21 protein-coding genes and 2 pseudogenes are annotated in these 23,660 nt (G+C 69.7%); 6 read left to right on the top strand and 17 right to left on the bottom strand.

The window, feature by feature from the left end; translation table 11 throughout:
- Window positions 1–23 precede the first annotated feature (23 nt).
- A complete protein-coding gene (locus ACFHPP_RS22235) occupies window positions 24–2,327 on the top strand; it encodes a penicillin acylase family protein (RefSeq protein WP_437165425.1) in 2,304 nt (767 codons plus the stop codon).
- A gap of 152 nt (window positions 2,328–2,479) precedes the next feature.
- Here ACFHPP_RS22235 and ACFHPP_RS22230 read toward each other — a convergent pair whose 3' ends face one another.
- From ACFHPP_RS22230 to ACFHPP_RS22215, 4 genes are all read right to left on the bottom strand, one after another.
- The gene (locus ACFHPP_RS22230; RefSeq protein ID WP_437165424.1) at window positions 2,480–3,091 is read right to left on the bottom strand and encodes a hypothetical protein; all 612 of its coding nucleotides are present in this window, start codon (window positions 3,089–3,091) and stop codon (window positions 2,480–2,482) included.
- A 61-nt stretch (window positions 3,092–3,152) separates the two neighbouring features.
- A complete protein-coding gene (locus ACFHPP_RS22225; RefSeq protein WP_437165423.1) occupies window positions 3,153–4,013 on the bottom strand; it encodes a transglycosylase SLT domain-containing protein in 861 nt (286 codons plus the stop codon).
- 198 nt (window positions 4,014–4,211) lie between these two features.
- Complete coding sequence (locus tag ACFHPP_RS22220; RefSeq protein WP_437165422.1) at window positions 4,212–5,864, bottom strand: FAD-dependent oxidoreductase; 1,653 nt, start codon at window positions 5,862–5,864, stop codon at window positions 4,212–4,214.
- Between the two features lie 81 nt (window positions 5,865–5,945).
- Window positions 5,946–6,923: a Bug family tripartite tricarboxylate transporter substrate binding protein gene (locus ACFHPP_RS22215; RefSeq protein ID WP_437165421.1), complete on the bottom strand. Its 978-nt coding sequence runs from the start codon at window positions 6,921–6,923 to the stop codon at window positions 5,946–5,948.
- Between the two features lie 409 nt (window positions 6,924–7,332).
- On the opposite strand from ACFHPP_RS22215, the pseudogene ACFHPP_RS22210 reads away from it, so the two are divergent.
- Window positions 7,333–7,695 (top strand): annotated as a pseudogene (locus ACFHPP_RS22210) (GNAT family N-acetyltransferase); the annotation flags it as partial.
- Window positions 7,696–8,052: 357 nt separating this feature from the next.
- Here the strand turns inward: ACFHPP_RS22210 and ACFHPP_RS22205 are convergent.
- The 10 genes and pseudogenes from ACFHPP_RS22205 to ACFHPP_RS22160 all read right to left on the bottom strand — a co-directional run.
- Window positions 8,053–8,196, bottom strand: a pseudogene (locus ACFHPP_RS22205) (DUF2271 domain-containing protein); the annotation flags it as partial.
- A 32-nt stretch (window positions 8,197–8,228) separates the two neighbouring features.
- Window positions 8,229–8,879 (bottom strand): PepSY-associated TM helix domain-containing protein, encoded by a 651-nt coding sequence (locus tag ACFHPP_RS22200; protein ID WP_437165420.1) that lies wholly within the window; start codon window positions 8,877–8,879, stop codon window positions 8,229–8,231.
- A gap of 504 nt (window positions 8,880–9,383) precedes the next feature.
- Window positions 9,384–9,761: a HesB/IscA family protein gene (locus ACFHPP_RS22195; RefSeq protein WP_437165419.1), complete on the bottom strand. Its 378-nt coding sequence runs from the start codon at window positions 9,759–9,761 to the stop codon at window positions 9,384–9,386.
- Between the two features lie 14 nt (window positions 9,762–9,775).
- Window positions 9,776–10,168 (bottom strand): SUF system Fe-S cluster assembly protein, encoded by a 393-nt coding sequence (locus ACFHPP_RS22190; RefSeq protein ID WP_437165418.1) that lies wholly within the window; start codon window positions 10,166–10,168, stop codon window positions 9,776–9,778.
- On the bottom strand, window positions 10,137–10,616 hold the full coding sequence (sufU, locus tag ACFHPP_RS22185; RefSeq protein WP_437165417.1) for a Fe-S cluster assembly sulfur transfer protein SufU: 480 nt from the start codon (window positions 10,614–10,616) through the stop codon (window positions 10,137–10,139). The genes ACFHPP_RS22190 and sufU overlap by 32 nt, the downstream gene beginning before the upstream one ends.
- Window positions 10,613–11,854: an aminotransferase class V-fold PLP-dependent enzyme gene (locus ACFHPP_RS22180; RefSeq protein WP_437165436.1), complete on the bottom strand. Its 1,242-nt coding sequence runs from the start codon at window positions 11,852–11,854 to the stop codon at window positions 10,613–10,615. The genes sufU and ACFHPP_RS22180 overlap by 4 nt, the downstream gene beginning before the upstream one ends.
- Complete coding sequence (gene sufD / locus ACFHPP_RS22175; RefSeq protein ID WP_437165416.1) at window positions 11,854–13,164, bottom strand: Fe-S cluster assembly protein SufD; 1,311 nt, start codon at window positions 13,162–13,164, stop codon at window positions 11,854–11,856. The genes ACFHPP_RS22180 and sufD overlap by 1 nt, the downstream gene beginning before the upstream one ends.
- Window positions 13,161–13,910: a Fe-S cluster assembly ATPase SufC gene (gene sufC, locus ACFHPP_RS22170; RefSeq protein WP_437165415.1), complete on the bottom strand. Its 750-nt coding sequence runs from the start codon at window positions 13,908–13,910 to the stop codon at window positions 13,161–13,163. The genes sufD and sufC overlap by 4 nt, the downstream gene beginning before the upstream one ends.
- 2 nt (window positions 13,911–13,912) lie before the next feature.
- Window positions 13,913–15,403: a Fe-S cluster assembly protein SufB gene (gene sufB / locus ACFHPP_RS22165; protein WP_437165414.1), complete on the bottom strand. Its 1,491-nt coding sequence runs from the start codon at window positions 15,401–15,403 to the stop codon at window positions 13,913–13,915.
- 11 nt (window positions 15,404–15,414) lie between these two features.
- Window positions 15,415–15,855 (bottom strand): SUF system Fe-S cluster assembly regulator, encoded by a 441-nt coding sequence (locus ACFHPP_RS22160; protein WP_430672003.1) that lies wholly within the window; start codon window positions 15,853–15,855, stop codon window positions 15,415–15,417.
- Between the two features lie 147 nt (window positions 15,856–16,002).
- Between ACFHPP_RS22160 and ACFHPP_RS22155 the strand changes: the two genes are divergently transcribed.
- Window positions 16,003–16,890, top strand: coding sequence for an alpha/beta fold hydrolase (locus ACFHPP_RS22155; RefSeq protein WP_437165413.1), 888 nt, complete (start codon window positions 16,003–16,005; stop codon window positions 16,888–16,890).
- 31 nt (window positions 16,891–16,921) lie between these two features.
- Here ACFHPP_RS22155 and ACFHPP_RS22150 read toward each other — a convergent pair whose 3' ends face one another.
- The 3 genes from ACFHPP_RS22150 to ACFHPP_RS22140 are packed head-to-tail and all read right to left on the bottom strand — an operon-like array spanning window position 16,922 to window position 19,406.
- The gene (locus tag ACFHPP_RS22150) at window positions 16,922–17,875 is read right to left on the bottom strand and encodes an ABC transporter substrate-binding protein (RefSeq protein ID WP_437165412.1); all 954 of its coding nucleotides are present in this window, start codon (window positions 17,873–17,875) and stop codon (window positions 16,922–16,924) included.
- A gap of 18 nt (window positions 17,876–17,893) precedes the next feature.
- Window positions 17,894–18,655 (bottom strand): ABC transporter permease, encoded by a 762-nt coding sequence (locus ACFHPP_RS22145; RefSeq protein ID WP_437165411.1) that lies wholly within the window; start codon window positions 18,653–18,655, stop codon window positions 17,894–17,896.
- Window positions 18,648–19,406 (bottom strand): ABC transporter ATP-binding protein, encoded by a 759-nt coding sequence (locus tag ACFHPP_RS22140; protein WP_437165435.1) that lies wholly within the window; start codon window positions 19,404–19,406, stop codon window positions 18,648–18,650. Before ACFHPP_RS22140 ends, ACFHPP_RS22145 begins: the two co-directional genes overlap by 8 nt.
- 128 nt (window positions 19,407–19,534) lie before the next feature.
- On the opposite strand from ACFHPP_RS22140, the gene ACFHPP_RS22135 reads away from it, so the two are divergent.
- The 3 genes from ACFHPP_RS22135 to ACFHPP_RS22125 are packed head-to-tail and all read left to right on the top strand — an operon-like array spanning window position 19,535 to window position 23,642.
- Entirely contained in the window at window positions 19,535–20,446 is a 912-nt protein-coding gene (locus ACFHPP_RS22135; protein ID WP_437165410.1) for an SDR family oxidoreductase, read from the top strand.
- The gene (locus ACFHPP_RS22130; RefSeq protein ID WP_437165409.1) at window positions 20,446–21,597 is read left to right on the top strand and encodes an acyl-CoA dehydrogenase family protein; all 1,152 of its coding nucleotides are present in this window, start codon (window positions 20,446–20,448) and stop codon (window positions 21,595–21,597) included. The genes ACFHPP_RS22135 and ACFHPP_RS22130 overlap by 1 nt, the downstream gene beginning before the upstream one ends.
- Window positions 21,594–23,642 (top strand): acetate--CoA ligase family protein, encoded by a 2,049-nt coding sequence (locus ACFHPP_RS22125; RefSeq protein WP_437165408.1) that lies wholly within the window; start codon window positions 21,594–21,596, stop codon window positions 23,640–23,642. Before ACFHPP_RS22130 ends, ACFHPP_RS22125 begins: the two co-directional genes overlap by 4 nt.
- The last annotated feature ends 18 nt before the right edge of the window (window positions 23,643–23,660 follow it).

Here is a 23,660-nt window from a genome sequence, read left to right as displayed (position 1 = left end):
CGCAACACCGGAGACCCTCGACGATGCCCGATGCCGATGCGCTGCGTGCCGCCCTGCCCCGGCTCGACGGCACGCTGCCGGTGCCCGGCCTCGCCGCGCCCGTCACCGTGCTGCGCGACCGCTGGGGCATCCCGCACATCCGCGCCGAGGGTGCCGCCACCGACGCCTTCCGCGCCCAGGGCTTCGTCCATGCGCAGGACCGGCTGTTCCAGATGGAGCTGAACCGCCGCCGCGCGCTCGGCCGCGCCGCCGAGTGGCTGGGCGCACCGGCCGCGGAGGGTGACATCCTGGCCCGGCGACTCGGCGTGGAAGCCGCCAGCCGGCGCGATTTTTCCGCAATTGGCCAGGCCGCGCGGGACATGCTGGAAGCCTATGCCGCCGGCATCAACGCCTTCCTCGACTCGGGTGCGCCGAACCCCATCGAATTCACCCTGCTCGACGCCGTGCCGGAACGCTGGGAAGCCTGGCACGCCATCGCGGTGATGCGCCGCCTCGGCCTGCTGATGGGCTCCGTCTGGTTCAAGCTGTGGCGCGCCGCGGCGCTGCCCCTGGTCGGCGCGGAGAACCTCTCCAGGCTGCGCTACGACGATGGCGGCCGCGACCTGGTGCTGGTGCCGCCAGGCGCGGAGGCGCAGCGCGTGTCCGCCGACCTCACCGCGCTGCGTCCCGCCATCCTGGCCTTGCTCGACAGCGAATCGGTCGATGCCACCGGCGGCGGCAGCAACAACTGGGCCGTCGCCCCGGCGCAATCCGCCAGCGGCCGCCCGGTGGTGGCCGGCGACCCGCACCGCGTCTTCGAGATGCCGAACATGTACGCCCAGGGCCACCTGGCCTGCGCGGAATTCGACGTCATCGGCCTGACTGTGCCCGGCGTCCCGGGCTTTCCGCACTTCGCGCATAACGGCCAGGTCGCCTACTGCGTCACCCACGCCTTCGTCGACATCCACGATCTGTTTGTCGAACGCTTCGACGCCGACGCCACCCACACCCGGGCGCCCGAGGGCTGGGCGCCGGTGCAGCGGCGGCGCGAGAGCATCGCGATACACGGCGGCGCTTCGCGTGATTTCGAGGTGGTGGAAACCCGCCACGGCCCGGTCATCGCCGGCGACCCCGCCACCGGCACCGCGCTCGCCCTGAAATCCGTGCAGTTCGCCGAAACCGACCTGTCCTTCGACTGCCTGCCACGCATGCTGGCCGCGCCCAACGTGGATGCCTTATTCGAGGCGACGCGCGGCTGGGGCCTGATCGACCACAACCTGGTCGCGGGCGACACGCAGGGTCATGTCGGCCACCAGGTCCGCGCCCTGGTCCCCCGCCGCCCGCGCGAGAATGGCTGGCTGCCGGTGCCCGGCTGGATCGCGGCGCATGACTGGCAGGGTATGATCCCGCATGAAGACATGCCGCGCGTGATCGACCCGCCGGAGGGCCTGATCGTCACCGCCAACAACCGTGTCGCCGCCGATGATGGGCCGGACTACCTCTGCACCGATTGCCACCCGCCCTACCGCGCCCGCCGCATCCTGGCCCGGCTGCGCGCCGCGGCGGAGGCCCGCAGCGTGGAGGGCGCCGCCAGTCTGCACGGCGACACCCTGTCAGAAAACGCGCTGCTGATCCGCGACCACCTGGCCCGCCTGCCGGCACCCTCCGACCCGGCCGCCGCGGCCCTGCAGGCGCAGTTGCTGGCCTGGGATGGCCGCATGGAGCCGGGCGCTGCCGCACCGGCCGCCTACGTCACCTTCCGCCGCGCCCTGACCGCCATCCTGGCCTCGCGCAGCGGCCTTGGCGCGCTGGCCGGCGACAAGCTGCTGTCGGTCTCCCCCGGCGTGCCACCCGCCAACCAGCTCTGGTGGATGCTGCCGGCGCTGCTGCGGGCGGAGGATGCCAGCCTGCTCGGCGGCATCGACTGGGCGGAGGCGATGCAGCAGGCGCTGCACCATGCCGCCCCCGCACCCACGCGCCCCTGGGGCGAGGTGCACCGGCCCACCCTCGCGCATCCGCTCTCGCCGCAATTCCCGGACTGGGCGCAACTGCTGGACCCGCCCGCGCTGCCGATCGGCGGCGACATGGACACGGTGCTGGCCACCGGCTTCTTCGCCGCCGGCGGCAATGCGGCCAGCTACGGCGCGCTGTCCCGCTACGCCTTCGATGTCGGCGCCTGGGAGAACAGCCGCTGGTCGGTCTTCCACGGTGCCTCCGGCCACCCCGGCAGCCCGCACTACGCCGACCAGCACGCCGTCTGGGCCGGCACCGCGATGGTGCCGATGACCTATGCCTGGGACCGAGTGGCGGCCGAGGCGACCTGGACCCAGGCGCTGCGGCCAAATTGAGTCCAGGTCAACGAAGATCCGACCTGCGGCCCGGAGGGACGAGCGGCCGGATGGCCGCCGCCGCTCATGCCGCGAAGCCAAGGGGCGCGGATGCGGCCCGCCCGGCGTTTGAGGGTACGAAGGCGAAGCCTTCGCGCGGTCATCGTGACCCGTCAGGCGCGGATCCAGGTTTCCGAGAAGGCCAGCATGGCGGTGCTGATCCGCTGCCCCGCGACCTCCCGCGGGATCGGCGCGCCCGGCAGGCGCTTCCCGTTCACCGTGACGGTCGCCGTCTCGCAGCCGACGAACAGGCTCGGCATGTGGTGCTTTCCGGTCGCCGACTGCGCCGGGCCGAAGGCGAAGCAGAACGGCGCGCCAAGGCCGGACCAGTCCAGCGCTACGGTCATGTCGCCGGCCCGCACCGTCTCCCCGTAGCGGGAGATGGCGTCGCCATCGGTCTCGATGCTGTCCAGCTTGCGGTATTGCAGGCCCTGCAAGCCCGGCAGCCCGCGCCAGGCGCCGAAATGCGCGACGTAGTCGGCGATCAGCCAGCGCGCGAGCGGCTCATTATCCGTCAGGCAGACATTGGCACGCTCCGGCGGCGGCGTGGCCTCCTGCGGCGATTGCAGCAGCACCAGCGCATGGCCACGCCCATGCGGCGACAGCACGACGCGGAAGAACGAGGCCAGCGTTGTGAAGGGGCCGTCCGGGTCCTGCTTCAGCGAGATGCCGGGATTCTCGCCGGACCATTCCACGGTCCCGGAAAACACCAGGGTCTCTGCCATTCGTTCCATCCCTCGCTTTGTGAGGGGGCAGTTTGCGCGTGGCGGTCCAGTCGGGCAACGGTCAGCCGGCCGAGGTGCCGCCGGCCCCGGCGAACAGCCGGCCATGCAGCGCCCGCTGGTCCTGGATCGCCGCGGCGAAGGTCGCGTGCACATCACCAAGCCGACGGCTGCTGCCGTCCGGCCCGACGAAGACGTTCCGATTGCGCGCCAGTCCATCCGCGCTGACCACCCGCACCACCGCCTGCCCCGGCGCCCGGTCCATCTCCGCCAGGAAGCGGCGCGCGCCCGTCCGGCCGAGGAAATGCACCGCATACAGGTCCACCGGCGTCAGCGGCCGCCCCAGCGCCGCCTCCAGCGCCGGTGCCTCGGCCACCAGGCGCGCCGCGGCCAGCACCGCCGAAAGCCGCGCATCGGTGCGCAGTGCCAGCAGGTAGCGCCGGCTGCGCTCATCCCGCACCGAGATGCGCCCGGTGCGGCGATCCGTGACGATGGCGCGCGCCTGCGCCGCCAGCCCGTGCCGCGGCCCGAAGTCGCGCACCGTCTCCAGCCAGGTCGCCTCGGTGAACTGCATCAGGCCGAGCGCGGTGGATTGCCGGTTCGCCGCCTTGCGGTCGAAGCTGCTTTCCCGCCAGGCCAGCGCCAGCAGCAGCGCCGGGTCGGCCCCGGTGGCGCGTGACGCCTGGAACAGGGCGCGGACGATCTCCGCCGGCGGTGCCGGAAGCTCGACGCTCGGCCCGATATCCGGCGCCGGTGGCGGCGGATAGGGCACGGGTTCGGGTGCAGCCGCCACCGCGACAGCCGGCGGAGCAGGGGCTGGGGCGGATGCGTAAATCGTGGCGGCGGCCTGGGCCTGCACCACCTGGGCGACCGGCGCCGGCAGCGACAGCGCCAGCAGCCCACCCGCCAGGCTGACCGGCAGCAAGGCAGCAATCCCGAGCACGAGGCCCGCCCGCATCCGCGGCCCCGGGGCCGGTCGTCTCCCGCACTGCACGCCAACCTCCCACGCCCATCGGGCCCTGCCGCAAGGCGCGCGGCGCGCCTGTCAAGCGGCTTAACCCCTGAAGCAGGTTGGCGGTTTGCGGGCGGAGCGCACGATGCCGTGTCAGGGCAACCGGGTCGGTTACGCCGTGGCGAGGGCCGCATGCATCAGCGGCACCACGCCCGCCCCCTCGCCGATGGCCCCGCCGACCCGCTTGACGGAGCCGGAGCGCACATCGCCGATGGCGAAGACGCCCGGCAGGCTGGTCGCCAGCGTGCCGCTTCCCGTGGTCACGAAGCCCGCCCGGTCCAGCGCGATGCCGGAGCCCTGCAACCAGCCCGTCGCGGGGTCGGCGCCGACGAACAGGAACACGTGCCGCACCTCCGCGCGCGCCTGCTCGCCAGTCCGCCGATGCTGCCAGACCACCGAATCCAGCCCGGACTGCGCGACACCGCCCAGCTCCACGATCTCGGTCTCGCACAGCAGCTCGATGTTGCCGGCCGCCTCGATGCGGTCGATCAGGTAGCGCGACATGCTGGCCGCCAGCCCGGCGCCCCGCACCAGCATCCGCACCTTGGCGGCATGCGCCGAGAGATACACCGCCGCCTGCCCCGCCGAATTGCCGCCGCCGACCAGCACCACCTCGCTGCCCGCGCACAGCTTGGCCTCGTCCGGGGAGGCCCAGTACCAGACGCCGCGCCCCTCGAACTCCGCCAGCCGCGGAATCGAGGGCCGGCGGTAGCGCGCACCGCTGGCGATGACGATGGTACGCGCCCGGATCGCCTCGCCGCCGGCGACCGCAATCGTGTAGCTGCCGTCCCCCGCGCGCGGCGAAAGCCCGGTGACCTCCGCTGGGATCATCATCTCCACGCCGAATTTCTGGGCCTGCACGAAGGCGCGCGATGCCAAGGCGTGGCCGGAGATGCCGGTCGGGAAGCCGAAATAGTTCTCGATCCGCGCGCTGGCCCCGGCCTGCCCGCCATAGGCGCGCTGGTCCAGCACCACCACGGAGAGCCCCTCGGAGGCCGAATACACCGCGGTCGCCAGCCCCGCCGGACCGGCGCCGACCACCGCCACGTCATAGGCATCCGGCCGCGCCGGGGCGCGCAGCATCCCGAGACAGCGGGCCAGCGCCGTCTCCTCCGGATTGCGCAGCACGGACCCATCCGGGCACACCACCAGCGGCCAGTCCGCCTCGGCGGGCGCGTAGCGCGCGACGATCTCGATCACGCCCGCATCCGAATCCGGCGTCAGCAGCTGGTGCGGCCAGCCGTTGCGGGCGAGGAAGCCCTGCAGCCGCACCAGGTCGAGCGACCCGCTGCGCGCGATCAGCGTCGGCCCGCCGGCGCCGCTGCGGATCAGGCTGACGCGGCGCAGGATCAGCGCCCGCATGATCCGCTCGCCGAGTTCCGCCTCCGCCACCAGCGCGGCGCGCAGCCCCTCGGGCGGAATCAGCAGCACCTCCACCGCGCCTTCGGCCACGCCATCGACCAGCGCCGGGTTGCCGGACAACTGCCCGACCTCCGCCAGGAAATGCCCGGGCCCCTGTTCCACCACCGGCGTGACATGGCCGAGCCCGTCGCGCTGGGTGATGACGACCTGGCCGGACAGCACCACGAACATGCCCGGCCCCGGCTTGCCGGCCTCGAACAGGAATTCCCCCTCGGCATACCGCCGCAGCGCCCCGAAGCGGCGCAGCCGGTCGATCTCGGCGGGCGTCAGGATCGGGAAGGTCTGCTCCGGGCGCGGATGCAGCACGGCGCGCGGCGGCGGGGCGGCGAGATCGGTGGACATGGCAGGCCTCGGCGGTGAAGCGGGAGTGTTCCCGGTTCACCGCCGCCTCGCCAGGGAAATAACCGTGGCGGCAGGCGCGCCCTACTCCGGGCGGATGTTGGCCTCGCGGATCAGGCGGCCCCACATCTCGGTATCCTCGACCAGCACCTGGCGCAGCTTCGCCGCATCCCCGGTCTCCGCGGCGACGCCCTGGGCCGCCATGCGCCCGCGCACCTCCGCATCCTCCGTCGTGGCGCGCAGCGCGGCGGACAGCCGGGCCAGCACCGGCTCCGGCGTGCCGACCGGCGCGAACATCCCCTGCCAGAACACCGCATCGAAGCCGGGCAGCGTCTCCGCCACCGGCGGGACCTCCGGCAGCAGCGGCAGCCGCGCGGCGGAGGACACCGCGAGCGCCCGCGTGCGGTTGTCCCGGATCGCCGGGATCGCCTCCAGCGCCGCGGCGAACATCGCCTGGATGCGGCCGGCCTGCAGGTCGATCAGCGCCGGGGCGCCGCCGCGATAGGGGATGTGGACCACATCGATGCCGGCCCGGTTGCGGAACAGCTCCAGGCACAGGTGGTTCACCGCGCCGGTGCCGGAGCTGCCGAAATTCACCTTGCCCGGGTTGGCCTTGGCATGGGCGATGAACTCCGCCGTGCTGCGCGCGGGCACGTCCGGGTGGACGTGCAGCACGAAGGCGCTGCGATAGCCCATGCCGACCGGCACCAGCTCCCGCAGCGGCTCCTTCGGCGTCAGGCTCGGCTGCAGCGCCGGGTTGATGGCGAGCGAGGAGGCGCCCATCAGCAGCATGTAGCCATCCGGCCGCGCCTGCGCGACGGCGGTGGAGGCGACGGCCGTGGCCCCGCCCGGCCGGTTCTCGACCACGATCGGCTGGCCGAGTTCGCGTGACATGCGCGCCGCGATCAGCCGCGTCATCACATCCGTCAGGCCGCCAGGCGCGTAGCCGGAGACGAGGACGATCGGGCGCGAGGGCCAACTGTCCTGCGCACGGGCCACGCCCGGGGCAACGGCAGGCGCGGCCAGCAACAGGCCGAGCGCGGATCGCCGGTTCAAGATCATGTTGTTTCCTCCAATTGGGGGGGGGGTCGCCGCCATTGAGCACGGCCGACCCTGCCACATCGTTACACCATCAGGCGAGCGACCGGGATCTTCGTCGAGCGCTGGCGGCGCGAGGTCAGACGGACCGGAAAAAATATTTATGTCTACGGGCCGGGGAAGCCGCCTTCTTGTTCCCGCAAGCCGGATTTCCGATTAACCCGTAAAACGCCTCGGTTTCCCGGAATTATCCGTTCTGTCACATGCCATGGCCCAGCGCCTTGATTTGCCGCGGCTGGTCGAGATGCCATCTCATGCAGCGACGGAGTTGATCGAGCCGGCCCGATAGCTGGTTCGTGACTGTCGCAGCGGCCGCCATTTCCGGCGAACACTGCGCCAGCCCTCGCCGTGAACACAATCGTAGCAGGATCACATGCCTTCCCTCCGGGCTCGGAAAGCCCTCGACTACCGCCGGATCGGAAAGAACCGGCTCGATCTCGTCAGCCAGATGGACCTGGATGCAGCCCAGGTCGAAGACTATCTCGGCCCGCTCCCGGACATCCTGGGCGCCGTTCGCCAGGGTCCCTGGCATTCGCTGGTCGGCATCCAGGCGGAAGGCCGCCTCGTCGGATTCTACGTCGTCCATCCGGACCGCCGCGATACCACTTGCTGGTGGCTGGGCTGGTTCATCCTGGCCCGCTCGCACCAGGGCAAGGGCCTCGGCCGCAGCATCCTGGCGCGGGTCATGGCCGGCCTCGCCGCCACCCCCGGCTGCTGTCGGGTGCGCCTGATCGTCGTGCCGGGCAATGCGGGCGCCATCGCGCTGTATGCCAAGGCCGGGTTCCAGGTCGTCGACACGCTGCCCGGCACCGGCGACCTGGTCATGGAATGCGCGCTGCACATGCGGTGCCCCGCGATGGCGCAGGCGAAGCCGCGGGCGGTCTGCGCCATCGCCAGCCGGCGTGGTCGCCGCCGCCTGCGGTTGCGGCCGCGGAGCGGCCCCCATGCCGCCCGCGTCATCGGTATCGAGCGAGGGCCGCCCCGCCCCCCGGGGCGGCCGCGGGGAACCTCGGGGCCGGCCCTCGCCCCAGGCTGGGCGGCAGGTCGGGCGGCGGAAGATCATGCGGCGGAGCAGCTTCATGTCGTACCAGACGGCAAGCGTGGCGGCGGCCCGCTGGTCCGCATGCTCGATCCAGATCGCGACGTAGGGGCGATGATATTCCGCGACCGCGAGGCGCGGGATTTCGAGCGTGAGGCGAAGCTCGGCCGCCGCGACCGGCGTGGCGGTGAGGCCAATGAGAAGGGGCAGGATGCGCCTGGGAGGCCTCGTCAGTGGATGAACAGGCTGCCCAGGATCAGCGGCACCACGAGTCCGAGGCCCGGCACCGGCCAGGTCGCCGGACGCCCGCCGGCATGCAGGTGCAGCCGCAGCAGTCCGGTGGCGCAGAACAGCAGGCAGGCCGCGGCGAAGACATCGATGAACCAGCGCCAGGCGAGGCCGGTGTCGCGGCCCTTGTGCAGGTCGTCGAGGTAGGCGATCCAGCCGCGCGTCGTGACCTCGACCGTCGCCTCGCCGGTCTCACGATCGATGCTGAGCCAGCCATCGCCACCGGGACGCGGCAGCGCGAGGGAGATGTCGGCGGCACTCCATTCGGCCGCGCGATGCGCCCCGCTGATCGCGAATTCGCGCACGACCCAGTCCTGGACAGGGTCCGGCAGGACTTGGCGCGATTCATCCGTCGGCTCCGACAGCAGCGGCCGCAACGCATCCGGCAGCACCGCGCTGCTCGTGGACACCACCGGGGTGGCGCCGATATCGGCCGCGTGGTTCAGCGTGATGCCCGTGGCCGCGCAAAGCAGCATGCCGACGAGGCACAGCGCGGCGCTGACCCAGTGCCAACGGTGCGGATGCTTCAGCCAGAACGACCGCATCCGGCGCGGGGCGGCCTGGTCCGTGGTTCGGGGTGGCTCGGCAGCCATTGGGTACAAGCCTGACGGATCACGGGTTTCGGGTCCTGCGATGGCGCAGGCAATCGGGGCAGGCCGGCGATCAAGGCCGCCTGCCAAACAGGGCCTTTCTGCGAATGCCTCTCATTGGCAATACGCTGCCGGGACAGTCGTGCAGATCCTGTCCGCGACGCTCCACACGCGGACCTGATTGTCAGGAGTGTCATGATGCCCAGTGAACCAGGCCTGTCGCAGCGGAAGGGCCCGAAAGATGCCGGGGGCCGAGGCCGAGGCCGAGGCCGTGCTTGCGACGGATTGCCGTCAGCGCATTGCGCCGGCTTGCGGCCGTGGCCACGAGAACGGACCGAAGGTGAGTTCTGCCGTGCCTGTCAGGTCAGGCGGATCGCCCCATGTCCCGCCGCCAAATGCGGCCATCTGTCCTCGCGGGCCCCGTCCCGGGCATCGACCCGTGTCGCGCCGCCCGGAGCCTTCCGGGACTGCATCATTGAACTGGCAGCCCGGTCAGATGTAGCAACTTCAGACGTGGAAACTCTCGCCGCAGCCGCAGCGGCCCTTCTCATTCGGATTGGTGAAGGTGAAGCCGGCCGACATGTCCTTCACCTCGTAGTCCATCACCGTGCCGATCAGGAACAGCGTCGCCTTGCGGTCGACGACGACAGTAACGCCCTTGTCCGTCACGACCTCGTCGCCCGGTCCCGGCCCATCGACCCAGGACAGGTCGTAGGCCATGCCGGAGCAGCCCTTCGTCTTCACCGCGATGCGCAGCGTCTTGCCAGCTTCCCCACTGGCCTCGCCCGCGGCGTACAGCGCGCGCAGTCGTTCGGCCGCGGCGTCCGAAAGTCCCATCAGCGGCGGCAGGGCACGCTTCGGGCGGGGTGCGGTGGTGGTGCTCATCGGGGCATCCCCCTTCAGTACATGTTCAGCGCGAGGCGCGCGTCTTCGCTCATCCGGCCCGGATCCCAGGGCGGGTCCCAGACCACTTCGACGGTGACATCGGTGACGCCGGGCACGGCGCGCACCGCCTCCTCCGCCTGCTGCGGCAGTTCCTGCGCCGAGGGGCAGGACGGCGTGGTCAGCGTCATCTCCACCTTCACATGGCCCTCGTCGCCGATCTCGACGGCGTAGATCAGGCCGAGTTCGTAGATGTCGACCGGGATTTCCGGGTCGAACACGGTCTTGAGGACCGAGATCACCGCATCCTCGTTGACCCGCACGGGTGGCTCGGTGCCACCTTCCGGGGTCCAGGCGCCGTGCACCGGCGCGGGCGCTTCACTCACTGCTCGCCTCCTTCGCGCCGCCATCGAGGGCGGCGTTCAGCGTATGCCAGGCAAGGGTCGCGCATTTCACCCGGCTCGGAAAGTCATGCACGCCCGACAGTGGCGCCAGGCGCTCCATGTCCTCCGCAATCTCCCCGCCGCAGTCCGGGCACACGCCCGTCATGGCCAGCGCCCGGAAGTTCTCGCCCATCAGCCGCGCCTGCGCCTGCGTCTTGCCCTTGACCGTGTCCGTCATCAGCGAAGCGCTGGCCATCGAGATCGCGCAGCCGCGACCCTGGAAGGCCGCATCCTCGATATGGCCATCCGGTGCCAGCTTTACGAACAATTCCATGCGGTCGCCGCACATCGGGTTGTCCCCGCGCGCGGTCCGGTCCGCATCCTCCAGCCGCTTGAAATTCCGCGGCTTGCGGCCGTGATCCAGGATGACCTCCTGGTACAGGTCGCGCAGGTCGTCGAACAGGCCACCGCTCATCGGAAGAACTCCCGCGCCTGGCCCAGCGCATCGGCCAGCAGGTCGACCTCCGCCGGCGTGGTGTAGAGCCCGAAGGAGGCGCGGCAGGTGCTCTCGACATCGAAGCGCGCATGCAGCGGCTCGGCGCAGTGGCGGCCGGAACGCACCGCGATGCCGGCGCGGTCCAGCAGCGTCGCCACGTCATGCGCATGGGCCGCGTCGATGGCGAAGGCGAAGACGCCGCCACGGTCCTGCGCACGGCCGAGCAGCGTCACGCCCTCGATCTGCGGCAGCCTCGCCATGGCCCGGTCCACCAGCGCCCGCTCATGCGCCTCGATCGCCGCCATGCCGATGCCGTTCACGTAGTCGATCGCGGCGTGCAGGCCGATCGCCTCGATGATCGGGGGCGTCCCGGCCTCGAATTTTGCCGGGTAGGGCGCCCAGACGGATCGTTCGAAAGACACTTCGGCGATCATGTCGCCGCCACCCAGGAAGGGCGGCATCGCCTGCTGCAATTCACCCTTGGCATACAGCACGCCGATGCCGGTCGGGCCGTACAGCTTGTGCCCGGTGAAGACGTAGAAATCCGCATCGATCTCGCGCACGTCCACGCGCCGGTGCACCGCCGCCTGGCTGCCGTCGAACAGCACCTTCGCGCCGGTCTCATGCGCCATGCGCGCGATCTGCGCCGCCGGCGTCACCGTCCCGAGCACATTGGACATATGCGTGATCGCGACCAGCCCGACCTTGCCATCGGCCAGCTTCGCCGCGAGGTCGTCGAGGTCCAGCTCCCCGGCATCGGTGATCCGCGCCACGCGCAGCTCCACCCCATGCGCGTCGCGCAGCATCTGCCACGGCACGATGTTGGCGTGATGCTCCATCTCGGAGATCACCACTGCCTGGCCCGGCTTCAGCACGCCGCGGCCATAGCTGTGCGCCACCAGGTTGATGGCGTTGGTGCTGCTGCCGGTGAAGATGATCTCCCGGACATCGCCGGCATTCAGGAACGCGGCGACGGCGCCGCGCGCGGCTTCATACGCCTCGGTCGCCTGCTCGCTCATGTGGTAGGCGCCGCGATGGACGTTGGCGTAGGCCGTCTCCATCATCCGCACCATCGCCCCGATCACCTGCCGCGGCTTCTGCGCCGAGGCGCCGCTGTCGAGGAAGGTGAAGGGCTTGCCGCGCACGGTCTCCGACAGGATCGGAAAATCCGCCCGCACCCGGTCCAGGTTCAGCGGCGGCGACATGTGCCCGTCCATCACGCGGCCTCGATCCCGCCGGCGATGCCCTGGCGCTGCCACCAGCCGGTGACGGCACCCGACAGCGCCTCGCGGATATGTTCGTCGGCGACGGCGTCCACCGCCTCGACCAGGAAGGCCTCGACCAGGATGGCGCGCGCCTGTTCCAGCGGAATGCCGCGGGAGCGCAGGAAGAAGATCTGCTCCGCGTCCAGCTCGCCCACCGTGGCGCCGTGGCTGCACTTCACGTCGTCGGCGTAGATTTCCAGCTGCGGCTTGCTGTCGATCTCCGCTTCCGGGGACAGCAGCAGCGCCTGGTTCATCTGGTAGCCATCCGTCTTCTGCGCCACCTGCCGCACCAGGATCTTGCCCTGGAACACGCCGCGGGACTTGCCGGACAACACCGTCTTGTAGGTCTGGCGGGACGAGCAATCCGGCGCCGCATGGTCCAGTGCCGTCGTCGTATCCGCATGCTGCCCATCGGCCAGAAGCTGCGCGCCGTTCATGTGGCATTCGGCCTTCGGGCCGCACAGCGCCACATGAATCTCGTTGCGCGCCAGCTTCGCGCCGGCGTTCAGCGTGAAGTTGTCGTAGGTGCCGCCGGCCTGCACGCGGGCATAGACGGTGGACAGGAAGAACGCCTCCCGCCCCTCCTGCTGCAGCCGGCCGTGGCTCATCCGCGCCCTCTCGGCCACCTCGATCTCGAAGACCGGATTGTGCAGGTAGCGCGCGCGGGTCGGGCCCGCCGCCGTCTCCACCAGCGTCAACGAGGCACCGGCCCCCAGCCGCACCAGGTGGCGCGGATGGAAGGCCGGCGCGCGATCGCTCTCGGTGGCGAAGGACACCAGTTCCAGCACGCCGGCCGCGACGCCATCCGGCACGGTGATGACCAGACCATCCTCGAACAGCATCCCGTTCAGCGCCGCCAGCGAATGCTCCTCCGGCCGTGCCAGCGCACCCAGGCGCTGCTCAAGCTCGGGCAGTGCCCAGGCGAGGTTCTCCGCCGTGTAGGACAGCCCCTCCAAAGTCGAGAGATCCGCGCGGAACCGCCCATCGATGAACACCGCCCGCGGCCGCGTCGCCAGCGGCAGCGCCAGCGCATCGTCCACGCCGGTCAGCGGCTCGCCGAACACGGTGGCGGAAACCGGCGCGAGGTCGGTGTACTTCCACGCCTCGACGCGCCGCGTCGGGAAACCCTGCGCGCGGAAGGCCTCCGCGCTGCGCCCACGCAGCGCCTCCACCCAAGGCAGGGATGCGCCGGGCATCCGGCCGCGCAACCCCTCATGCCGCCCGAGGAAGGCGGCGGGCCCGGTGCTGGTCACGGCGGTCATGCGGCGGCCGCCTGGATCGCGCCGTAGCCGGACTTCTCCAGCTCCTGCGCCAGTTCCGGCCCACCGGACTTGATGATGCGGCCGCCCGACAGGACGTGCACCGCATCCGGCACGATGTGGTTCAGCAGCCGCTGGTAGTGGGTGATGACCAGCGCGGAGAAGTCCGGCCCGCGCAGGCTGTTCACCGTATCCGACACCAGCTTCAGCGCATCGATGTCGAGCCCGCTGTCGGTCTCGTCCAGCAGCGCAAGCCGCGGCGACAGCAGCGCCATCTGCAGCATCTCGTTGCGCTTCTTCTCGCCGCCGGAGAAGCCGACATTCACCGGCCGCTTCAGCATGTCGTCCGACATGTTCAGCACCTTCATGCGGGCGCGCGCCAGCTTGAGGAACTGCATCGCGTCGATCTCGCCCTCGCCCTTCGCGCGGCGCACCGCGTTCAGCGCCGTGCGCAGGAAGTTGGCGTTGCCCACGCCCGGCAGCTCGACCGGCGCCTGGAAGGCGAGGAACACGCCGGCCACGGCGCGCTCCTCCGGCTCCATCGCCAGCAGGTCGACGTCGCCGAAGGTGACGGAGCCTTCCGTCACCTCATAGCCGTCGCGGCCCGCCAGCACGTAGGACAGCGTGGACTTGCCGGAGCCGTTCGGCCCCATGATCGCATGGACCTCACCCGCCGGAATGGTCAGGTTGACACCGTTGAGGATCTGCTTGCCATCGACCGTCGCGTGCAGATTTTCAATCTTCAACATGATTAACCCACCGATCCTTCAAGACTGATCTGCAGCAGCTTCTGCGCTTCCACCGCGAATTCCATCGGCAACTCCTTCAGCACCTCGCGGCAGAAGCCGTTGACGATCATGCCGACGGCGTCTTCCTGCGTCAGGCCGCGGGACCGGCAGTAGAACAGCTGGTCCTCCGCGATCCGGCTGGTCGTCGCCTCATGCTCCACCTTCGCCGTCATGCAGCGATTCTCGATGTAGGGCACGGTATGCGCCCCGCACTGGTCGCCGATCAGCAGGCTGTCGCACTGCGTGAAGTTGCGCGCGCCGGCCGCCTTCGGGCTGATCTTCACCAGGCCACGATAGGTGTTCTGGCCACGCCCGGCGGAGATGCCCTTGCTCACGATCGTGCTGCGCGTGCGCGCGCCAATGTGGAACATCTTGGTGCCGGTATCCGCCTGCTGGCGGTTGTTGGTGATCGCCACCGAATAGAACTCGCCGACGCTGTCGTCACCGATCAGCAGGCAGGACGGATACTTCCAGGTGATGGCCGAACCGGTCTCCACCTGCGTCCAGGACACCTTGCTGCGCTTGCCGCGGCAGGCCGCCCGCTTGGTGACGAAGTTGTAGATGCCGCCCTTGCCCTCGGCATCGCCGGGGTACCAGTTCTGCACCGTGCTGTACTTGATGCTGGCATCGTCCAGCGCCACCAGTTCCACCACCGCCGCATGCAGCTGGTTCTCGTCGCGCATCGGCGCGGTACAGCCTTCGAGGTAGCTGACCGTGCTGCCCTCGTCCGCGATGATCAGCGTGCGCTCGAACTGGCCCGTGCTCTTCGCGTTGATGCGGAAATAGGTGGACAGCTCCATCGGGCAGCGCACGCCCTTCGGGATGTAGACGAAGCTGCCATCCGTGAAGACCGCGCTGTTCAGCGCCGCATAGTAGTTGTCGCCCTGTGGCACGACGGAGCCGAGGTATTGCTTGATCAGCTCCGGATGCGTGTGCACCGCCTCGCTGATCGCGCAGAACACGATCCCGTCCTTCGCCAGCCGCTCCTTGTAGGATGTGGCGACGGAGACGCTGTCGAACACCGCATCGACGGCAACCGGCATCCGCCCTTCCGCCGGCGTATCGCCCGCGCCCTCGACACCCGCGAGGATCGCCTGTTCCTTCAGCGGAATGCCGAGCTTGGCGTAGGTCTTCAGAAGCTCCGGATCGACCTCGTCCAGCGACTTCGGGCCCTGCTTCGGTGCCGCATAATAGAACGCGTCCTGGAAATCGATCGGCGGATGGCTGACGGCGGCCCAGTGCGGCACTTCCATGGTCAGCCAATGGCGATACGCCTTCAGCCGCCAGTCCAGCAGCCAGGCGGGCTCCTTCTTCTTCGCGCTGATGAAGCGAACGATGTCCTCGTTCAACCCCTTCGGCGCGAAGTCCATCTCGATGTCGGTCTCGAAACCCCACTTGTAGCCGGAGTCCGCGACGGCCTGTACGGCTTCGATGGTTTCGGTAACGGCTGCCATCTTGGTATATCCTACTCGGCGACGAGGACAGGCACGGCACGACGGGCCGGAAGCGGAGAGGCGATCTCGCTGACCATGATGGCGGACAGCGCACCGCGGATCGCGGCATTCACCGGGTCCCAGCGGCCACGGACAGGGCAGGTGTTCTCCGCCTCGCAAAGTCCAAAGCCGCCATCGACGCAGGCGGTTAGCGCAATCGGCCCATCCATTGCCACGATCACCTCGGACAGCCCCAGGCTGTCCAGCGGCCGCAGCAGGCGGTAGCCGCCACGGGCACCCCGCAGGCCCTCCACCAGCCCGGCCTGGGCCAGCATCTTCAGCACCTTGGCCACCGTGGGCTCAGCGATGCCGGTACCGGCGGCGAGGCCAGGCGCGGTCTGCACCCCGCCCTCCGCCTCCAGCCGGGACAGCACCACCACGGCGTAGTCGGTGAATTTCGAGACCCGCAACACGCGGAAAATGCTCCCTTGGCCTGGATAGGGGACCAGCGAGGTCCGGATTGCAGATGCGCTCGCCCCCCCGAAGTGTCAAGGCGCCCGGCGGGTTGCCGCGGCGGGATTCGGGCGGCACGATCCTGCAAACTACACCGGGAACAATCCATGCCGACCTTGCGCGCCGATGACGGGGTCAGCCTGCACTATGAGGAAGCCGGGTCCGGCACGCCCATAGTGTTCGTCCATGAATATGCCGGCGACCACCGGTCCTGGGAGCCGCAGCTGCGCTTCTTCTCGCGCCGTTACCGCTGCATCGCCTATGCCGCGCGCGGCTATCCGCCCTCGGAGGTCCCGAGCGACCCCGCCAAATACAGCCAGGACCGCGCGACGGACGACATCGCTGCCGTCATCCAGGGCCTCGGCCTCGGCCCGAGCCATGTCGTCGGCCTGTCCATGGGCGGCTTCGCCACGCTGCACCTCGGCCTGCGCCACGCCGGCCTCGCCCGCAGCCTGGTCGCCGCCGGCGTCGGCTATGGCGCCGCCCCCGGCAAGACCGCCCAGTTCCATGCGGAAACCGACGCTGCCATCGCCCGCATCCGCGCCGAGGGCATGGACAGGTTCGGCCTGACCTACAGCCGCGGCCCGACCCGCCTGGTGTTCGAGGAAAAGGATCCCCGTGGCTACGCCGAGTTCCAACAGCAGCTCTGCGAGCACAGCACCGAGGGCTCCGCGCTGACGATGAACGGCGTGCAGCGCCGCCGCCCCAGCCTGTTCGACCTGGAAGCCCAGTTCCGCGCCATGACGGTGCCGACGCTGGTGATCGCCGGCGACGAGGATGACCCGACGCTGGAGGCCAGCCTCTACCTCAAGCGCACCATCAAAAGCAGCGCGCTGCTGGTCATGCCGAAATGCGGCCACACCATGAACCTGGAGGATCCGGACGCCTTCAACCGCGCGGTGCTGGATTTCGTCACGCAGGTGGATTGCGGCCGCTGGACCAACCGCATCCCGGCCAGCCTGGCCGGCGGCATCATCGCCGCCGCCGAGAAGTAGGCGGAGGGGGCACAGGCCCCCTCCGCTTCGCTCAGATCATCACCCGGCCCGGCGCCGCGGCAGCCAGCGGGTCCTTCCAGATCACCTCCGCCGGCGTCACCTCCTTCGACAGCCGGTTCATGCCGCGCAGCTGATCGATGGCGAGCTGGATGTTGCCGACGCTGTCCGGCGTCAGGTTCATCTTGTACTCCACCTTCGTCATCAGCTCGGCGATGAAGGCGCGGTCCTGCCGCAGGAACCGCGCGACCTGGGCCGCCGCCTCGGTCGGGTTGCTGGCGATGTATTCCTGCGCCTGGACCAGGGACCGCATCAGCCGCGTCGTCGCCTCGGTGTTGGACTGCGCCCAGGCCTTGTTCATGTAGACGAAGTTGCGGACGATCTGGATCTGCTCGTTGGAGACCAGGATCTTGGTGTTCGGGATGGCGCGCATGGCGCGTGTCGGCCAGGGCTCCCACACCGCGAAGGCGTCGATGTTGCCACGCTCCAGCGCCGCCACCATCTCCGGCGCCTCGACATTGACGATGGTATAATCGGCCGGGTTCAGGTTGAGCTTGGAGACGACGGACAGCCAGAAGGTCTCGCTGCCGGTACCGCGGGCAACGCCGACCTTCTTGCCCTTCAGGCCCTCCATGTTCTCGATGTTGCGGCCGAGCACGCTGATCCAGCGCAGCAGCGCCGTGCCCTCCGCCACCGCCACCACGTTGGGGTCGACCAGGTGCGCGGACACGCCGGCCTGCTCGGCGCCATAGGCGGAATTGATCTGGTTGCCGATCAGGAAGGCCACCATGGCGGACCCCGACGGCCCGGTATTCACCGTCACGTCCAGCCCGTTGCGCGTGAAGAAGCCACCCTCCCGCGCCACGTAATAGGGCGCGAAGGACGGGTCCACGCCGGTCGCAATCGTCATCTTGATCGGCGCGTTCTGCGCGAAGGCGGGGGCTGCGAGCACGGTGGCCCCGGCAGCCAGCAGGTTACGGCGAAGCATGTTGGTTCTCCCTGTTCGTCACATGGTCGGATTGAAGCGCCCGGCGAAGGCGCGAATCAACAGGCGAAACACCCGGTCGGTCGCAAAGCCGAGCAGGCCGAGCGAGATCAGCGCGACGAAGATGTCTTCCACCTGCATGAACAGCCGCGCATCCCACAGCATCTTGCCGAGCCCGTCGTTGGAGGCAACCAGTTCCGCCGCCACGATGGTGACGAAGGCGTTCGCCATGGCAAGCCGCATCCCCGTCAGGATGTAGGGCACCGTCGCCGGCAGCGCGACCAGCGCGAACACCTGCAAGCGGCTGGCGCCGAGGCACTGCGCCGCGCGGATCTTGTCCCGCCCCACCGCACCGACACCGGCCGCCGTCGCGATCACCACGACGAATACGGTGGTATACGCAATCAGGAAGATCTTGCTCTCCTCCCCGATGCCGAACCAGATGACGGAGACGGTGATCATCGCGACGGCTGGTATGAAGCGGAAGAATTCCGTCCAAGGTTCCAGCAGCAACCGCACCAGCCGGAAGCTGCCGATGGCAAGCCCGATGGGTATGCCAATGGCGCTGCCCAGCAGGAAGCCCTGAATGATGCGCCGCATGGAGGCCACGATGGCTTCCTGCAGCAACGCATCCTCGATCAGGACCCATCCGCGCTCGAACACCGGGATCGGCGAGGGAAACAGCACCGACCGCACAATGAAGACGGAAGCCAGGTGCCAGATCAGGAACAGCAGCGCGAAGCCGATGACGTAGCCGGCGACGGTGGCGGTGCGGCTATGCATGCGGATGGATCTCCTCATGGATCAGCGCATGCACCTGGCGGAAGCTGGCCATGAAGGCGTCCGAGGTGCGGTCCCGCGGATACGGCAGGTCAACTGGCACCACCGCCTTCAGCGTCCCGCCCGGCCCGCGCTTCATCACGCCGACCCGCGTCGCCAGCGCGCAGGCCTCCTCGATGTCATGCGTGATGAACAAGACGGTCTTACGATTCTCAGACCAGATCCGCGAAAGCTCGGTTTGCAGCACCGCGCGCGTCATCGCGTCCAGCGCGCCGAAGGGCTCGTCCATCAGCAGCATGTGCGGATCATTCGCCAGCGCCCGCGCGATCTGGATGCGCTGCTTCATGCCGCCCGACAATTCCGAGGGATGCTTCGCCCCCTGCCCCGTCAGCCCCACCATGTCCAGGAAACGGTCCGCCACCTCGCGCCGGTCGCGCCGGCCCATGCCGCGCAGCCGCAGGCCGAAGGCGATGTTGTCGCGCGCCGTCAGCCAGTCATACAGGCTGTCATGCCCCTGGAAGACCACGCCGCGATCCGCACCGGGCCCGCGCACCGGGCGGCCTTCCAGCGTGATTCGGCCGGCGGTCGGCGCGTCGAAGCCGGCCAGCATGTTCATCACCGTGGTCTTGCCGCAGCCGGAAGTGCCGAGCAGGCAGAAGAACTCGCCCTCCGCCAACTCCAGGTTGAAGTCCCGCACCGCCTCATAGGCCCCGGTGCGGCCGCGAAAGGTCATGCCGACGCCGTCCAGCTCCACAAAGGCCAATGTGCGTCCTCCCTTGCACCTCCGCATCAGTCTAGGCGCATGACAGGATGCGGCAACCCGGCTTCACGCTGCGATCGCACCGCATTAGAACGCAGATGCGCAAGCGGGAGGCAGGGAAGATGATGCTCGAAGGCAAGGTTGCCGTCGTCACCGGGGCCGGTGGCGGCATCGGGCGGGAGATCGCGCTGGCCATGGCGCTGGCCGGTGCCTCCGTCGTGGTCAACGACATCGGCGCCAGCCTGACCGGCGAGGGCCCGACCAGCGCAACCCCCGGCGAGCAGACCGTCGCCATCATTGCCCAGCGCGGCGGTAAGGCGGTGGTGAACACGGACGGCGTGGCGGATTGGTCCAGCGCGCAGCGCATCGTGGCGCAGGCGGTGGACACCTACGGGCGCATCGACATCGTCGTGAACAATGCCGGCATCCTCCGCGACCAGATTTTCCACAAGATGTCGCCGGAGGAATGGCTGACCGTCATCGGCGTCCACCTCAACGGATCCTTCTTCGTCTCGCGTGCCGCGGCGGAGCATTTCCGGAAGCAGGGCAGCGGCGCCTATGTCCACATGACCTCGACCTCCGGCCTCATCGGCAACTTCGGGCAAGCAAACTACTCCGCCGCGAAGCTGGGCGTGGCGGCCCTGTCGAAGTCCATCGCGCTGGACATGCAGCGCTTCGGCGTGCGGTCCAACTGCATCGCGCCCTTCGCCTGGTCGCGCATGACCAGTTCCATCCCCGCCACCACGGAGGCCGAGAAGGCGCGCGTCGCGCGGATGCAGCAGATGACGCCGGAGAAGAACGCACCGCTGGCCGTCTTCCTGGCCTCCGATGCCGCCAAGGCCGTCACCGGCCAGATCTTCGCGGCCCGTCACAACGAGCTGTTCCTGTTCAGCCACCCGCGCCCGATCCGCAGCGCCCATCGCGGCGAGGGCTGGACGCCGGAATCCATCGCCGAGACCGCCCTGCCCGCCTTCCGCTCCAACTTCCAGCCGTTGGATCGCAGCGGCGACGTCTTCGGTTGGGACCCCGTCTGATGGATTTCTCCCTCACCGAGGAACAGGTCGCCTTCCAGGACAGCGTGCGCCGCTTCGCGGAAGCGCATCTGGCCAAGGACGCCCTGCCGCGCGCGCATGACGAGCGCTTCCCCTGGGATGTCGCCAAGCTGATGGCGGAGAACGGCCTGTTCGGCATCATGGTGCCGGAGGAAGACGGCGGCCAGGGCGGCACGCTGTTCGACGCGGTGCTGGCGATGGAACAGATCGCCTATGTCTGCCCGCGCAGCGCCGACGTGCTCCAGGCCGGCAATTTCGGCGCCTTTCGAACGTTTGCCGAATACGCGACGCCTGGCCAGAAGGAACGCTTCTTCACGCCGCTTCTGAAGGGCGAAACCATCGCGGCCGTCGGCATGACCGAACCCGATGCCGGCAGCGCGCTGACTGACCTGAAGACCACCTGCACGAAGGACGGCAACGGCTTTCGCCTCAATGGCGGCAAGGTGTTCACCTCCAACACGGAAGACGCCGGCGTCTTCGTCATCTACTGCCGCTTCGGACCCGGCGTGAACGGCATCGGCAGCGTCATCGTCGAGCGCGGCATGGAAGGCTTTCGCCTCGGCCAGCCCAGCCGCTACATGAACGGCGAGACCTGGTGCGCGCTATATTTCGACAACGTCTTCATCCCGGCGGAGAACGTGCTGCTGGGCGAGGGCGGCTTCCGCAAGCAGATCGCCGGCTTCAACGTGGAACGCGCCGGCAACACCACCCGCGCCCTCGCGCTCGGCGAATACTGCTTCCGCCAGGCCCGCGCACATGCCGAACAGCGCAGGCAGTTCGGCCGCGCGCTGATGGAATTTCAGGGGCTGCAATGGAAGTTCGCGGAAATGCGCGTGGCGCTCGATAGCGCCCAGCTCCTGCTGTACCGCGCCGCCGTCCGCGCGAAGGACGGGCTGCCCGATCCGCAGGACGTGGCGCTGGCCAAGTATGCCTGCAACCAGGCCGGCTGGATGGCCTCGAACGAATCCATGCAGATCATGGGCGGCACCGGCTACAGCCAGGACCTGTTGATCGAATACTGCGTCCGCAAGACGCGCGGCTGGATGATCGCCGGCGGCAGCCTGGAGATGATGAAGAATCGCATCGCGGAGGGTGTCTTCGGCCGCAGCTTCTCGCAACGGCCGCCGAAGTGACGCCGCTCGCCCCAACGCTACTGAACCAGGCGCTGCTGAACCCGCGCCGCATCGCCCTCATCGGCGCCTCCGCCGACGAGCAGCGCCTGACGGCCCGCCCGCAGCGCTACCTGCGCCGCCACGGCTTTGCGGGCGAGTTGTTCCCGGTGAACCCACGCGCGGCGGAGGTGCTGGGCGAGCGTGCCTACGCCACCCTCGCCGACATCCCCGGCGAGATCGACTTCGCCTACATCCTGCTCGGCACCGACAATGTCGAGGCGCAGGTCGCTGCCGTCGCCGCCCGCGGCATCCCCGTCGCCTGCATCCTGGCCGATGGCTTCGCGGAAGCCGGGCCGCAGGGTGCCGCCCTCCAGGCGCGCGTCCTCGCCGCCGCGCAGGCTGGTGGCGTCCGCCTGCTCGGCCCCAATTCCATGGGCATCGTCAACCTGCACGCCCGCACTGCGCTGACCACCAACGCGGCCCTGGAAGCCGAGGCGCTGCCGTCGGGTCGCGTCGCGCTGGTCTCGCAATCCGGTTCCATGATGGGCGCGCTGCTGTCGCGTGGCGCGGCGCGCGGCCTCGGCTTCTCCCACCTCATCGGCACCGGCAACGAGGCCGACCTGACGGCGGGCGAGATCGCCTCCCTGCTGCTCGACGACCCGCAGGTCGATGTCGTCGCGCTGTTCCTGGAGGCAATCCGCGCGCCCGGACAACTCGCCGCCGCCGCCCGCAAGGCGCGCGACCTCGGCAAGCCGATCGTCGCGCTGAAGCTCGGCCGCAGCCCCTTCGGCGCCGAACTCGCCACCAGCCACACCGGCGCGCTCGCCGGCAGCGACGCGGCGGCGGAGGCCTTCTTCCGCGCCCACGGCATCCTGCGCGTGACGATGCTGGAGGCCCTGCTGGAACTGCCGCTGCTGGTCGCCGGCCGCCGTCCGCCCGCGCGTAGCCACCGCGCCGTCAGCGTGATGACCACGACGGGCGGCGGCGGCGCACTTGCCGTCGATGCGCTCGGCGTGCTGGGCATCGAGGCGCGCAAGCCGGATGCGGCCGCTGCCGCGAAGCTGGAGGCCGCCAGCCTCTACGCCCATTCGCGACTGCTCGACATGACGCTGGCCGGCACGCGGCCCGATCGTGTCATGGGCGCGCTCGATGCGCTGCGGGCGGCGAAGGACACGGATTTGGTGCTCGCCGTCGTCGGCAGCTCCGCGCAGTTCCGCCCGAAGGACGCCGTCGGCGGCATCGTCGAGGGCGCCAAGGCGCCGGGCAAGCCCGTCGCCGCCTTCCTCGCCCCACAGGCGGAAGCATCGCTTCGCCTGCTGGCGGAATCCGGCATCGCCGCCTTCCGCACCGCCGAATCCGCGGCCGACTGCATCAACGCCTTCTGCAACTGGCAGGCCCCGCGCGAGATCCCGGCCACCACGCCCCCCACCATCGCGCTGCCCGACTACCCCGACGAGGCCGATGCGCGGGAGGTCTTCGCCACCCTCGGCCTCGCCTCCCCCTTCGCCATCATGCAGGACAAGCCACCGGACGGCCTGCGCTACCCCGTCGCCCTGAAGATCCTCTCGCCGGACCTCGCCCACAAGACGGAGGTCGGCGGCGTCGCCCTGAACATCCCGAACGAGGCCGCGCTGCGCGAGGCCGCCGCCGCCATGCGCGCCCGCGTCACCTCCGCGGCCCCCGGCGCCCGCATCACCGGCCTGCTGGTGCAGCCCATGGCGAAGGGCCTGGCGGAGGCGATCCTCGGTTTCCGACAGGATCCGGAAGTCGGCCCCGTGGTGCTGCTCGGCGCCGGCGGCGTGCTGTCCGAACTGCATCGCGACGTGGCGCTGCGCCTGGCACCGGTCGATCTTCCCGAAGCCCACGCCATGATTTCTGAGGTCCGCGCGCTGAAGCCGCTGACCGGCTGGCGTAACCTGCCGAAGGGCGACCTGGATGCGCTGGCCGCCGCCATCGTCGCCGTCTCCCGCCTGACCGGCATCGCGGAGGCGGAGATCAACCCGCTGATCGTCGGCCGCCCGGGAGAGGGCGTGACCGTCGCCGATGCCTGGGTGGTGCGTCTTTGAACCTCGTGGCAGGCTGCC

It is taken from the genome of Falsiroseomonas sp. E2-1-a20 (genome assembly GCF_051433195.1).
In the GTDB taxonomy this organism is placed as follows: Bacteria; Pseudomonadota; Alphaproteobacteria; order Acetobacterales; family Acetobacteraceae; genus Falsiroseomonas.
The sequence above is the reverse complement of the archived record's forward strand: the minus strand, read 5'-3'. Positions and strand labels throughout refer to the sequence as shown.